The organism is Pseudomonas sp. GW822-FHT02D10 (genome assembly GCF_058802345.1).
Window position 1 is genome coordinate 68763 of sequence record NZ_JBXAOB010000016.1, and the last position, 13478, is coordinate 82240.

At 61.0% G+C, this 13478-nt stretch carries 10 protein-coding genes and 1 pseudogene; 4 read left to right on the forward strand and 7 right to left on the reverse strand.

Annotated features, from left to right (window positions below; translation table 11 throughout):
• The first annotated feature begins 92 nt into the window (after positions 1-92).
• From AC1RPZ_RS22185 to asd, 3 genes are read left to right on the forward strand one after another with little or no spacing between them, the layout of a single operon-like run.
• Positions 93-1631: an HDOD domain-containing protein gene (locus AC1RPZ_RS22185; protein WP_493139424.1), complete on the forward strand. Its 1539-nt coding sequence runs from the start codon at positions 93-95 to the stop codon at positions 1629-1631.
• 42 nt (positions 1632-1673) lie between these two features.
• Positions 1674-2498: a rhodanese-like domain-containing protein gene (locus AC1RPZ_RS22190; protein WP_493139426.1), complete on the forward strand. Its 825-nt coding sequence runs from the start codon at positions 1674-1676 to the stop codon at positions 2496-2498.
• A gap of 9 nt (positions 2499-2507) precedes the next feature.
• On the forward strand, positions 2508-3368 hold the full coding sequence (asd, locus tag AC1RPZ_RS22195; RefSeq protein WP_493139428.1) for an archaetidylserine decarboxylase: 861 nt from the start codon (positions 2508-2510) through the stop codon (positions 3366-3368).
• A gap of 92 nt (positions 3369-3460) precedes the next feature.
• On the opposite strand, the gene serB is transcribed toward asd, so the two are convergent.
• Positions 3461-4675 carry a phosphoserine phosphatase SerB gene (serB, locus tag AC1RPZ_RS22200; protein WP_019691491.1) on the reverse strand — a complete coding sequence of 405 codons (1215 nt, stop codon included), beginning with the start codon at positions 4673-4675 and terminating at the stop codon, positions 3461-3463.
• Between the two features lie 133 nt (positions 4676-4808).
• On the opposite strand from serB, the gene AC1RPZ_RS22205 reads away from it, so the two are divergent.
• The gene (locus AC1RPZ_RS22205; protein ID WP_493139430.1) at positions 4809-6347 is read left to right on the forward strand and encodes an AhpA/YtjB family protein; all 1539 of its coding nucleotides are present in this window, start codon (positions 4809-4811) and stop codon (positions 6345-6347) included.
• Positions 6348-6580: 233 nt separating this feature from the next.
• Here AC1RPZ_RS22205 and AC1RPZ_RS22210 read toward each other — a convergent pair whose 3' ends face one another.
• From AC1RPZ_RS22210 to cpdA, 6 genes and pseudogenes are all read right to left on the reverse strand, one after another.
• Positions 6581-7291 (reverse strand): PqiC family protein, encoded by a 711-nt coding sequence (locus AC1RPZ_RS22210; protein ID WP_493139432.1) that lies wholly within the window; start codon positions 7289-7291, stop codon positions 6581-6583.
• A gap of 177 nt (positions 7292-7468) precedes the next feature.
• Positions 7469-9733, reverse strand: coding sequence for a DNA topoisomerase IV subunit A (gene parC, locus AC1RPZ_RS22215; protein WP_493139434.1), 2265 nt, complete (start codon positions 9731-9733; stop codon positions 7469-7471).
• Positions 9734-9743: 10 nt separating this feature from the next.
• Positions 9744-9824: pseudogene (locus AC1RPZ_RS22220) on the reverse strand (TIGR02281 family clan AA aspartic protease); the annotation flags it as partial.
• A 47-nt stretch (positions 9825-9871) separates the two neighbouring features.
• A complete protein-coding gene (gene parE, locus AC1RPZ_RS22225) occupies positions 9872-11776 on the reverse strand; it encodes a DNA topoisomerase IV subunit B (RefSeq protein ID WP_493139436.1) in 1905 nt (634 codons plus the stop codon).
• Between the two features lie 43 nt (positions 11777-11819).
• A complete protein-coding gene (locus tag AC1RPZ_RS22230) occupies positions 11820-12428 on the reverse strand; it encodes a YqiA/YcfP family alpha/beta fold hydrolase (RefSeq protein ID WP_493139438.1) in 609 nt (202 codons plus the stop codon).
• A gap of 192 nt (positions 12429-12620) precedes the next feature.
• Complete coding sequence (cpdA, locus tag AC1RPZ_RS22235) at positions 12621-13436, reverse strand: 3',5'-cyclic-AMP phosphodiesterase (RefSeq protein ID WP_493139440.1); 816 nt, start codon at positions 13434-13436, stop codon at positions 12621-12623.
• Between the last annotated feature and the right edge of the window lie 42 nt (positions 13437-13478).

Genomic DNA, 13478 nt, shown 5'->3' on the forward strand with positions numbered 1-13478 from the left:
GCAAAACTGCGCCAGACTATAGCCAGTTAAGGCGAAAAGCCAATTTGGCCCACTCCGGGCGTGTTTAATGCAGACGATGATCGCGCCCGACCATGGCTAATGAAACGACCATTCCAACGGCTAAACCGACCACACTCGAAGGCTGGGTCAAGCTGCTCGACGGGGTGATTTTGCCTGTGCCGCAAGCCAGCCATGATCGCGTCTGCAAGGCTATCGCCGACCATCGCAGCTCATTGCGCGATATCGCCGAATTGATGCAGGGCAGCCCGGCCCTGGCCCTCAGCGTTATCCGCAAAGCCAATCGCCACACCCACGGCAGCATGAGCGAGCCCAGCGAGAACCTTGAGGTGGCGATCAATCGCCTCGGTCTCAAACGCACCGAAGAACTGCTCGCACACCTGCCCGCCCTGCCCCGGAACGAAATCCCGCCGGCTCTGCGCCAGTTGCAACTGATCAGCCAACACGCAGCCCAACAAGCCAACGGTTTTTTTGCCAGCCGCCTGGCACGGCTCTGGCAGGACATCCACTGGGGTAGCCTGCTGTTTCTCTCGCCGTTCTGGCCACTGGCATTGACCTTCCCGCAGTTGCTCGAAGACTGGGAGCTGCGGGTTCTGCACAAAGGTGAGCCAGCGGGCAAGGTCGAAAAAGAGTTGTTCGGCGTGCGCCTGCTGGACCTCGGCCAGGCACTGGTGGAGGTCTGGCGCTTGCCGAACTGGGTAGGCCAAGGCTATCGACTGCTGCTGGATGAACAACGCGAACTGGCGAAAGTCCTGCACATCGCCCGCGACGCCGATCACCCGCTGCGCCAGCAAAACCGTCTCGACGACGACCCGACCCTGCGCCGCTGGCTCAACCAACCGGCGAACACGGTGTTGCTGGCCAACGGTCTGGCGATATCGGCACAGCAAGCCTGGAGCAGCCCTCACTGCTTGCGCTGGCAGTTTCTGACCAGCCTCTACCTGCAAATGCCGATGGACGAGGTCCAGCAGCAACTGCACCAGCAAGCCGCACTCAGCGCCCGTAACCACGCCATGCCCGACCTCTGGCATCCGGCCGGGGCATTGCTCTGGCCGTGGGACGAGCGGCGCCTTCATCGCGGCCAGCTTCCGGCGCCCGCGCCGACCGCCGAGGATCTGCAGAAGTGGCGCAAACAATGCGCAGAACTGCTGGTGGAGCCGAGCCGTTTCACCAATGCCATGCACCTGACCACTTCCGCCCGGGACGCGCTGGTAGCCTGCGGCATGCGCCGGGTGATGATCCTGATGGCTGACCGCACCCATGCCCATCTGCGGGTGCACCAGACCGCCGGGCTACCAAAAGAAGCCTCCGGCCTGAACCTGCTGGTCAGCCAGAGCAGCGTGCTGCAACGCATGCTCTCGCAACAGGCTCAGGTGCGTCTGACCCCAGACAACAACGCACAATTTTCGGCCTTACTACCCGCCAGCCTGCGTGCACTGTTCGGCGGTGAGCACCTGTTGCTGCGCTCACTGGTCAACAATGGCCGAGTGATCATGCTGGTCGTGGCGGACCAGGGCGGCGGGCCCTTTTCGGAAATCACCGTGCAAGCCTTCGGCAAAACCGCACAGTGCATCGAAAAAGCCCTGCACAGCTTTAGCCACCGCGGACAATAACGCTGCGCTACAATCCTCCCCTTTGTGCTCTGGAGACCTCACATGTCTGACTTCTCTGGCTTGTCGCTGGTGATCGAACCGAGCGACCTGCTCGCCCGTCTCGATGCTCGCGAACTGATTCTGGTCGACCTGACCAGCAGCGCCCGCTACGCCGAAGGCCACATTCCCGGCGCGCGCTTCGTCGACCCCAAACGAACTCAATTGGGGCATGCGCCAGCGCCGGGCCTGATGCCGTCGCAGGCTGCGCTTGAAGCCCTGTTCGGCGAACTCGGGCATAACCCGGACGCGATCTACGTGGTCTACGACGACGAAGGCGGCGGCTGGGCCGGACGCTTCATCTGGCTGCTGGATGTCATCGGCCACAATAAATATCACTACGTGGACGGCGGCCTGCTGGCCTGGCTGGCGGAAGGCTTGCCCGTTTCGACCGAGGTTCCAGCGGCCGTCGGCGGCCCGGTTGCGCTGACCCTACACGACGAACCCACCGCCACCCGCGAATACCTGCAAAGCCGTCTCGGCGCCGCCGATCTGGCGATCTGGGACGCGCGCGGGCCGCTGGAGTATTCCGGCGAGAAGGTGCTCGCGGCCAAGGGCGGACACATTCCCGGCGCGGTCAATTTCGAATGGACCGCCGGCATGGACAAGACGCGCAACCTGCGCATCCGCAGCGACATGCCGCAGATCCTCGAACAGCTCGGGATCAGCAAAGACAAAGAAGTGATTACCCACTGCCAGACCCACCACCGCTCTGGTTTCACCTATCTGGTGGCCAAGGCGCTCGGTTATCCGCGGGTCAAAGGCTACGCCGGTTCCTGGGGCGAATGGGGCAACCACCCCGACACGCCTGTTGAGATTCAAGGTTCTTAAGGACAGTTAATGAAAAAGCGTTTGTTCATCCTCAGCCAATACCTGCTGCCCCATCACCTGCTGTCGCGTCTGGCCGGCTGCATTGCCGAATGCCGCGTGCGCTGGTTCAAGAACGCCTTTACCGCCTGGTTCGCCAAACGCTATCAGGTCGATATGTCGCAAGCGCTGGTCGAAGACCTGACCGCTTACGAACACTTCAACGCATTCTTCACCCGTGCCTTGAAAGACGGCGCCCGCCCGCTGGACCAGACTCCAGGCGCGATCCTCAGCCCGGCCGACGGCGCCGTCAGCCAGCTCGGCCCGATCGAACACGGCCGCGTGTTCCAGGCCAAGGGCCACAGTTTCAGCGTGCTGGAATTGCTCGGTGGTGACGCGGCGAACGCGGCGCCGTTCATGGGCGGCGATTTCGCCACTATTTACCTGTCGCCGAAAGACTACCACCGCGTACACATGCCGCTGGCCGGCACCCTGCGTGAAATGGTCTACATCCCGGGCCGGATCTTCTCGGTCAACCAGACCACCGCTGAAAACGTTCCGGAGCTGTTCGCCCGTAACGAACGCGTCGCGTGCATCTTCGACACCGAGCGCGGGCCAATGGCTGTGGTACTGGTCGGTGCGATGATCGTTGCTTCGATCGAAACCGTTTGGGCCGGGCTGGTAACGCCACCCAAGCGCGAACTGAAAACCTTCCGCTACGACGAAGCTGCCCGTGCGCCGATTCATCTGGAAAAAGGTGCGGAGCTGGGTCGCTTCAAGCTGGGCTCGACGGCGGTCGTACTGTTTGGCCCGGATCAAGTGAAGTGGGCTGAAGAGCTGGCGGCTGGTGCGCCAGTGGTGATGGGCCAGGGCATGGGCTCACCGAAAGCCTGACCTGTACAAGATCCAATGTGGGAAATATGGGAAATGTGGGAGCGAGCTTGCTCGCTCCCACACTGGCCTGCATTCACTCAGGCCATTCAGTGTTACAGCTGACCGTCGCGGTCTCTGAAGCCCAGCAGATACAGCACGCCATCCAGCCCCAGGGTCGAAATCGCCTGCTTGGCCGACTGTTTCACCAGCGGCTTGGCGCGGAACGCCACACCCAGACCTGCAATCGCCAGCATCGGCAAATCGTTGGCACCGTCGCCGACGGCAATGGTCTGCTCCAGACGCAAGCCTTCCTTGTGTGCCAGCTCACGCAGCAAATCGGCTTTGCGCTGCGCATCGACGATTGGCTCGACGGCCACGCCGGTCACTTTGCCGTCGACCACTTCCAGCTCGTTGGCGAACACGTAATCGATGCCCAGCTTGGCTTGCAGCTGTTTGGCGAAGTAGGTAAAGCCGCCCGACAGAATTGCGGTTTTGTAGCCGAGACGCTTGAGTTCGGCGAACAGGGTTTCAGCGCCTTCGGTCAGGCGCAGGGACGCCCCGATCGAGTCCAGCACGCTGACATCCAGCCCTTTAAGCAGAGCCAGGCGCTCTTTAAAGCTGGCGCGGAAATCCAGCTCACCGGCCATCGCCCGCTCGGTAATTTCCGAAACCTTCTCACCCACCCCGGCAGCCTTGGCCAGTTCGTCGATGACTTCGGCTTCGATCAGTGTCGAGTCCATGTCGAACACCGCCAGACGACGGTTGCGACGGAACAGCGAATCTTCCTGGAAAGCGATGTCGACGTTCAGTTCCTGAGCAACGCTGAGGAATTCAGCACGCAGGGCCTGCGGATCAGCCGCTTCGCCGCGCACGGAGAATTCAATGCAGCCCTTGCCCTTGTCCGCCGGTGTATCCAGCGGCATCCGCCCGGAGAGACGGTCGATGTGATCGATGTTCAGCCCGTACTTGGCGGTGATCGAACTCACACGCTGCAACTGCTCGGCCGTCACTTTGCGGGTCAGCAAGGTCACGATGTGGCGCTTTTTGCCTTGAGCACCGACCCACTGCTGGTAATCCTCTTCGGACACCGGCGTGAAACGCACCTGTTGCCCCAGCTCATAAGCCTTGAACAGGATGTCCTTGAGCACCGACGAACCCTGTTCGGTGTCGGGAATTTCAACCAGGATGCCGAACGACAAGGTGTCGTGAATCACCGCCTGACCGATGTCGAGAATGTTCACACCACCCTGGGCCAGTACACCGGTAATGGCCGCAGTCAGACCCGGACGGTCGACTCCCGTGATGTTTATCAGGACGATTTCGCGCAAGGCGCACCCCCGCAAGTGGAAAAAACCGCATTCTACCCATTTTCAGTGACCATCGGGCACAGCCAACGCTTTGCCGGTCTGGGGCCTGTCGCTATACTGCGCCTCAACTTCACGGACAAAAGAGCCGAGCTCAGTGAACCGGCCTACGCCAGTCAAAACCGATAACTTCTTTCTGCTGATCTTCCGGGCACTGCGCCACCGCCGTGTACCGATTGCATTGCGCATTGCCAGCCATAACGTGATCCTGGTCGCATTGGCCCTGGTGATCTACGCCTGCGTGATGGGTCTGCAGTTCAAACAAGCCATGCACGAGCAAGCGGATGCCCTCGGCCAAAGCCTGACGACCCAGACGGCGATGTCAGCGACCGAACTGTTGGTGTCCAACGACATCCTCAGCCTCAACGTGCTGCTGAATAACCTGACCAAGAACCCGTTGGTGGCTCACGCGGCTATTTATAGCGTGGACAACCGGATTCTCGCCGAGTCCGGGCAGCGCCCCAAGCACGGTTTGCTCGGCGAAGCCGAAGGCATGTACGAGAGCAAGATCACCTTTCAGGACGTGACCGCCGGTCAACTGCGGATCAGCCTGGACATGGCACAGTTCCAGCAGCCGATGACCATCAGCCTGCAAAGCATGGGCATTCTCAGCGCTATCCTGCTGGCCTTGTCCCTGGCCTTGAGCTTGCGCCTGGGTCGGCACATTTCCACGCCGCTGCTGCAATTGCGAGTGTGGCTGCGCGATATTGACGAACACACCCCGGCGACTGATCGCCAGGATGAGATCGGCGATCTCGCCCGCCAGCTGCACAGCAGTTTTGCACCTGAGCGGGTCGAGCCTGAACCGGTTCCGGAGCCTGAATTCGACGATTACGACGACACCGAAGAGGCCGAGCCTGGCTTCGAAGTGCGTAACCTGCGCGACCCGAGTTTCGACGAGAGCGCTCCGGTGGCGGGCCTGAAACCGGCACAACGGCATGTGGTCAGCGCTGAGGAAGATGAACTGGACGAAGAAGATCCGTTTGCCGACCTTCGCGACACCGCTGAAGCTGCGCCGGTTGCCAAACCGCAACCCAAGCCTGCTGCCCCGGCGCAACCACAGCACAGCGCGGTATTGGCGGTGCAACTGGGTGCTCAGGATCAACTGCGCCGCCTGCCGCGTGCGCGCCTGACCGAACTGCTGGAGCGTTATCGCGACTGTCTGGACCAGGCGGCTTCGCTGTATCAAAGCGAACTGCACACCCTGAATGACGGCAGCACACTGATGCTGTTCCACAGTGAAGACAGTGGCGACGACTACCTGACCAACGCCATTTGCTGCGGCGAGTTGCTGCGTGCGCTCGGCCACCAGTTGCAGATCGAAGTCGCCGACAGCGGCATCACCCTGCAATTGCAGTTGGGCCTGACCCTGGGTGATGAGCTCTTCGGCCTCAGCCAGATTGATCTGCTGCTGACCGAAACCGCTCAGGACGCCCTCGCCTTGTCCCAGCACAGCCGCAACCTGTTGCTGGTGGAACGCAAGATCAGTGACGATGTGCTGATCCGCCAACGCGCGCGGATCCGCCCAATCGCCAGTCCTGAAGGCGCTTGCTGCGTCGAGCGGTTGATGGAGCCTTATCCATCGATGCTGGAGCGGCAACTGGCGCGCATGCATGAGACACGCGCCAAGAGCTGAATCCGGCCCGTGAACGCAAAAGCCCGCAGACGAGTGATCGTCTGCGGGCTTTTTGTTGCCTGTTCCGACCTCATCGCGAGCAGGCTCGCTCCCACAAGTGATCTCGGCCACCCATAAATCCACTGTGGGAGCGAGCTTGCTCGCGATGAGGCCGAGGGCAACGCTAGAGATCTCCAACCTGCAGAAACAACAAAGCCCGCATCAACGCGGGCTTTGTCTGTACAGCAATCACCTTAAAACCTGAACACTTCCATGTCCGTGCGAATCGGTGAAGCTATCGGGATCTTCGGTTTTTCTGGTCCTGCCGGCGTCGCAGGCTTGTTGGGCGCAGGTTTACGCGGTACATCGACAACCGGTGGCTGATTGGCCAGTGGCTTGAGCGCGGCCGACAGTTGCTCGGCCAAGCGTTGCAGCAACACACCCTGGGCCCGCACCTGCGCCGCCGTACCGCTCGCATGTTGCTCTTGCAAATGAACGATGCGGTTGTCACGCACCTGGCCGCGACGGTCAATCAAGCGCCATTGAGCATCGAGGATCGCCGGTTGCGACTCACCCGAATCCAGACGAGTGATCGACAGCAAAACCTGTACATCCGGGGTGAAACCCAAGGTCGCCGGCGCCAGCACCACGCGCTGGCTGTCCAGATGGCCGGCCACCTGACGCAATAAAAGCTGATTGATGTCCGAAGACAGGCTGCCGGCCCAACGACCGTCGGCCGACGCTTGCAGGCTGCCATCCGGCTGGCGCTGCAACAGGGTTTCACGTTGCAGGTAATCAGCGATCGATACCGGGCCCAGCAAAACCGCCATGCCCGCGCTTTGCGCAGGCTGAGCCGGACTTCCGCTGTCCAGCTGATACAGCGACACCGGTTGGTGAACGCTGCAACCCGCCAGGCTGAAAACGCCAGCGAGCAACAAAATTAGAGGAAAGCGCAGAACAGTCATCATCCCATCCAAGTGACGGCCAACAGGCCCGCCACAGTGAAAAATACTCAATCAATATGAAGAACGCAGGACCACGCCCGCGCTTGAAAGGCCATATCATCCGTGAATATGGCTTGCGACTCCAGCGCGAAAGCATCGATCTACGGGTTAAATCGTAGATCGAGCCCCCTGGAGCGCTTAATTGAGAGTTTCTACCAATAGTGCATCGACACGCTGAAAGCCCCGTGGCAGCTTGTTGCCACGGCGTCCGCGCTCACCTTTGTAGTGTTCGAGGTCGTCGGCTTTGAGCGACAGCGTGCGTTTACCGGCCTGCAAGACCAGGGTCGCGCCTTCCGGCAATACCGCGATGTCGGTGACATATTCCTCGCGACTGGCCACGCGCTCACCGGAGATGCCGATGATCTTGTTGCCTTTGCCCTTGCCCAGCTGCGGCAGATCACTGATTTTGAAGATCAGCAGGCGACCTTCGGTCGTTACCGAGGCCAACCAGTTCTGCTCACGGTCGGTGACCGGGCGCGGCAGGATCACTTTGGCGTTGTTCGGCAGGCTCAACAGCGCTTTGCCGGCCTTGTTTTTGGCTTGCAGGTCTTCACCCTTGACCACGAAACCGTAACCGGCGTCCGAAGCGATGACGTACAGCCCATCGTCTTCCGGCATCAATACGCATTCGAAGGTTGCCCCTGGCGGCGGCGTCAATCGGCCGGTCAGCGGTTCGCCCTGGCCACGGGCCGATGGCAACGTGTGCGCCGGCACCGAATAACTGCGGCCGGTGGAATCGATAAACACCGCAAACTGGTTGGAACGACCGGCAGCCGCCGTCTTGAAGCAATCCCCGGCCTTGTACGAAAGCCCGGTGGCGTCGATGTCGTGGCCCTTGGCCGAGCGCACCCAGCCTTTCTCGGACAGCACCACAGTGACTTTTTCGTTCGGCAGCAGATCGTGCTCGGTCAGCGCTTTGGCTTCAGCACGTTCGACAATCGGCGAGCGACGGTCATCGCCATAGGTTTCGGCGTCTTTGATCAGCTCGGTGCGCACCAGCTTCTTCAGCTTGGCTTCGCTGCCCAGCAGGGCTTGCAGCTTGGCTTGTTCCTTGAGCAGTTCGTCCTGCTCATCGCGCAGCTTCATTTCTTCGAGACGCGCCAATTGACGCAGGCGGGTGTCGAGAATGTAGTCGGCCTGGATTTCGCTCAGGGCGAAACGCTCGATCAGCTTGGCCTTCGGGTGCTCCTCGGTGCGGATGATGTGGATCACTTCATCCAGGTTGAGGTAAGCGATCAGCAAACCGTCCAACAGGTGCAGGCGACGCTCGACCTTGTCCAGACGGAATTGCAGGCGGCGGCGTACGGTATTAACCCGGAACTCCAGCCATTCCACCAGCAACGCTCGCAGATTCTTCAGCTGCGGCTTGCCATCCAGGCCAATGATGTTGATGTTGACCCGGTAGCTCGACTCCAGCTCGGTGCTGGCGAACAGGTGCTGCATCAACGCTTCATGATCGACCCGGCTATTGACCGGAATGATCACGATACGGCACGGGTTCTCGTGGTCCGACTCATCGCGCAGGTCCGCCACTTGCGGCGCCTTGGACGGCTTGGCCTGCATCATCGCGGCAATCTGTTCCAGCACTTTGGCGCCGGAAACCTGATGCGGCAGTGAGGTGACGATAATGTCGCCGTCTTCGACGTGGTACACGGCGCGCATGCGCACTGAACCGCGACCGGTTTCGTAGATTTTCAGCAGATCGGCGCGCGGCGTGATGATTTCCGCTTCGGTCGGATAATCCGGGCCCTGGATGTGTTCGCAGAGCTGCTCGACCGTGGCTTTGGGTTCATCGAGCAAACGCACGCAGGCCGTGGCAACTTCCCGCAGGTTGTGCGGCGGAACGTCGGTGGCCATACCCACGGCGATACCGGTGGTGCCGTTGAGCAGGATGTTCGGCAAACGTGCCGGCAATACCAGCGGCTCGTCGAGGGTGCCATCGAAGTTCGGGCCCCAATCCGCCGTACCCTGGCCCAGTTCGCTGAGCAGCACTTCGGAATAACGCGACAGACGCGCCTCGGTGTAACGCATGGCGGCGAAGGATTTCGGATCATCCGGCGCACCCCAGTTACCCTGCCCGTCCACCAGCGTGTAGCGGTAGCTGAATGGCTGGGCCATCAGCACCATGGCTTCGTAGCACGCCGAGTCGCCGTGAGGGTGGAACTTGCCGAGCACGTCACCGACCGTACGCGCGGATTTCTTGTGCTTGGAGTCAGCATCCAGCCCCAACTCGCTCATGGCGTAGATGATACGCCGCTGTACAGGCTTCAGGCCGTCGCCGATATGCGGCAGTGCACGGTCCATGATCACGTACATGGAGTAATTGAGGTAGGCATTTTCGGTGAAGTCAGCCAGTGAGCGGCGTTCAACGCCGTCCAGGCTGAGATCCAGGGAGTCGCTCATGCGGGCCTCATCAGTTCGTTGTCTGGCGCAGCAGCAAGGTGCCACCGCGCTGGGTAAATTCAAGTTTTTTCAGCGTCGATGTTCCTGCAAGGCTTCAGCCGCGAACAACCAGCAACGCGGGGGCGAAACCGCTCCGCATCAGGCCAGAACCTCGGCCAGGTTGCCTTTGGATTCCAGCCAGGACTTGCGGTCGCCAGCGCGTTTTTTCGCCAGCAGCATGTCCATCATTTCCGACGTGGCTTCGAAATCATCCAGCGTCAGCTGCACCAGACGCCGAGTGTTCGGGTCCATGGTGGTTTCACGCAGTTGCGGCGGGTTCATTTCACCCAGCCCCTTGAATCGGGTGACCTGCGGCTTGCCGCGTTTCTTCTCGGCCACCAGACGATCGAGAATGCCATCGCGCTCGGCTTCATCGAGGGCGTAGTAAATCTCTTTGCCGAGGTCGATGCGGTACAGCGGCGGCATCGCCACATAGACGTGACCGGCGTCCACCAACGGGCGGAAATGCTGGACGAACAAGGCACACAGCAAGGTCGCGATGTGCAGACCGTCGGAGTCGGCGTCGGCGAGGATGCAGATCTTGCCGTAACGCAGCTGGCTAATGTCCGCCGCGCCCGGGTCGACACCAATGGCCACGGCAATGTTGTGCACTTCCTGGCTGGCCAGCACTTCGCTGCCGTCGACTTCCCAGGTGTTCAGAATCTTCCCGCGCAACGGCAGGATCGCCTGAAACTCTTTGTCCCGCGCTTGCTTGGCCGAACCGCCAGCGGAATCACCTTCCACCAGGAACAGCTCGGAACGCATCGGGTCCTGCCCGGCGCAATCGGCAAGTTTGCCCGGCAGCGCCGGCCCCGCGGTGATGCGTTTGCGCTCGACCTTTTTACTGGCCTTCAGACGACGGCCGGCGTTGTTGATCGCCAGCTCGGCCAGTTGCAGGCCCAGCTCCGGGTGAGCATTGAGCCACAGGCTGAAAGCGTCCTTGACCACACCGGAAACAAACGCCGCCGCCTCGCGGGACGACAGACGCTCTTTGGTCTGGCCGGAGAATTGCGGTTCCTGCATCTTCATCGACAGGACGAAGGCAATGCGCTCCCAGACGTCTTCCGGCGCCAGCTTGACGCCACGCGGCAGCAGGCTGCGGAACTCGCAGAACTCACGCATCGCGTCGAGCAAGCCCTGACGCAGACCGTTGACGTGAGTACCGCCCTGGGCCGTCGGGATCAGGTTGACGTAGCTTTCCTGCACGCTGTCGCCACCTTCAGGCAGCCACAGCAACGCCCAGTCGACCGCTTCTTTATTACCGGCCAGGCTGCCGCAGAAAGGCTCGTCCGGCAGACGCTCGAATTCACTGACCGCGTCTACCAGGTAGGAACGCAGACCGTCTTCGTAATGCCATTCGACTTTTTCGCCGGTGGCCTTGTCTTCAAAGCTGACCAGCAGACCCGGGCACAATACGGCCTTGGCCTTGAGTACGTGCTTGAGGCGGCTGATGGAGAATTTCGGTGAGTCGAAGTATTTCGGGTCCGGCGCGAAGTACACGCTGGTCCCGGTGTTGCGCTTGCCAACGGTGCCGATCACTTCCAGGTCGGTGGCCTTGTAGCCATCGGCGAAGGTCATCTGGTACTCGTTGCCGTCACGTTTGACGCGCACCCGAACCTGGGTCGACAGGGCGTTGACCACCGAGATACCCACCCCGTGCAAACCGCCGGAGAACTGGTAGTTCTTGTTGGAGAACTTGCCGCCGGCGTGCAGCTTGGTGAGGATCAGCTCGACGCCCGAGACGCCCTCTTCGGGGTGAATGTCCACCGGCATGCCACGGCCGTCATCGCTGACTTCCAGGGAGTGATCGGCGTGGAGGATGACCTGCACCGATGTGGCATGCCCGGCCAAGGCTTCGTCGACACTGTTGTCGATGACTTCCTGGGCGAGGTGGTTCGGCCGACTGGTGTCGGTGTACATGCCGGGGCGTTTGCGCACCGGGTCGAGGCCCGAGAGGACTTCGATGGCGTCTGCGTTATAAGAGCTAGCGCTGGGAGTGGCCATGGGGTCTCGTCGTCAGTCGTTCAATGAAAATAGGGGCGAGGGTTCACAGTGCTGTGAAATCGATCGCCTGGTACACATCTGCGCCGATGCCGGCAAAACTCAACAGGGCCGGCAATTGCCCGGCAAAGCCCTGGAAACTATGGTCGCCGCCGGCCTGGATGCGCAAGGCGCAGGCTCGGTAATACTGTTGGGCGAGGCGATAGTCCAGCGTTTCGTCCCCGGTTTGCAACCACACCTGAAACCGCTGTGGGTCCTGAGGCGCCGGCACTTCCAGCTCAGCCAGGGCCGTCACGTGGTCGTGGGTCAATTCCCAGGTTTCTTCGGTATACAGGTTCTTCTGGGTGCCCAGGTATCCGTCGAACATCCGATGCGGGTTGACGGCCGGGTTGATCAACAGGGCCTTGAGGCCATGGCGCTCGGCAAGGTGAGTGGCATAGTAGCCGCCGAGGGAGCTGCCGACCAGCAGTGGCCGCCTCAGTCTGGCAATCGCCTGCTCCAGCTGACCGATGGCCTCACGCGGATGGTGATGCAAGGCCGGCACCTGCAACTGGTCCCCCAGACCCAGACGATCCATCACGCCGACCAGCTGACAGGCCTTTTTCGACGAGGGTGCGCTGTTGAAACCATGGATATAGAGGATCGAACCAGACATGCGAGCTCCCTGTGTGACGGGCAAAGATGCCGCAGTTTACAGGGACTTCGACAGGCTTGGGGGAGCATCAAAAAGATATCAACTACCCACTCACCGTAGGAGCTGCCGAAGGCTGCGATCTTTTGATTTTTGCCAGACGCGCCCCAGGAAGATCAAAAGATCGCAGCCTTCGGCAGCTCCTACGCGGGTGAATCAATAGCCGTTGGAGCCGTAATCAACCTGAAACTCGAACCCGGTCACGCGCTCGACCCCGGTTTCCAGCCGTCCGTCCGGCAGTAACCGCAGCCAGCGATAGCCTGGTGCCAGGGTATCGACCTTGAAATCCACGCTGCCAGGCTCAAACTGGATGCAGGTCGACGGCGAAGCGATCAGCCGCACGCCGTTGCGTAATTGATCGATTTCCTGATGTACATGACCCCAGAGCACTGCCCGAACCTGTGGAAAACGATCGAGCACGGCAAACAAGGCTTCCGGGTTGCGCAGGCCGATCGGCTCCATCCAGGCACAACCGATGGACACCGGATGATGGTGAAAGCACACCAGATGATGGCGCTCCGGCGCTTCGCTCAGGGCGCGGGCGAGCAATTGCAACTGATCATCCTGCAAATACCCTGGCACCGAGCCGGGCACCGCCGAGTCCAGCAAAGTGACCCGCCAGTTACCGATGTCCAGCACAGGCGTAAGCAACTGACTCTGGACCGCCGCCTGGGCCATGATCTGCGGCTCATCGTGGTTGCCCGGAATCCAGCGAGCGGGCGCATCGATCTGCCGGGTCATCTCGCGAAACTGCTGATACGACTCAAGCGTGCCGTCCTGGGACAGGTCACCGCTGGCGATCATCAGGTCGATGTGCGGCTGCTGCGCCAGCACCAACTCGATAACTTTTTGCAGGCTGTCGCGGGTATTCATGCCCAGCAACGCCCCATCCGCCTCGGCGAACAGATGACTGTCAGAGAGCTGCACCAGCAATACGGCATCGTTGGCGGTCAGAGTGGATACGCTCGGCAAGGCGTTCTCCCAAGGCGTGATCACGGAGGTGGATGAGTCGCG

Coding starts and splice junctions, on each gene's coding strand:
- AC1RPZ_RS22185 (WP_493139424.1), top strand. CDS start 93: ATGGCTAATGAAACGACCATTCCAACGGCTAAACCGACCACACTCGAA.
- AC1RPZ_RS22190 (WP_493139426.1), top strand. CDS start 1,674: ATGTCTGACTTCTCTGGCTTGTCGCTGGTGATCGAACCGAGCGACCTG.
- asd (WP_493139428.1), top strand. CDS start 2,508: ATGAAAAAGCGTTTGTTCATCCTCAGCCAATACCTGCTGCCCCATCAC.
- AC1RPZ_RS22210 (WP_493139432.1), bottom strand. CDS start 7,291: ATGACTGTTCTGCGCTTTCCTCTAATTTTGTTGCTCGCTGGCGTTTTC.
- parC (WP_493139434.1), bottom strand. CDS start 9,733: ATGAGCGACTCCCTGGATCTCAGCCTGGACGGCGTTGAACGCCGCTCA.
- parE (WP_493139436.1), bottom strand. CDS start 11,776: ATGGCCACTCCCAGCGCTAGCTCTTATAACGCAGACGCCATCGAAGTC.
- AC1RPZ_RS22230 (WP_493139438.1), bottom strand. CDS start 12,428: ATGTCTGGTTCGATCCTCTATATCCATGGTTTCAACAGCGCACCCTCG.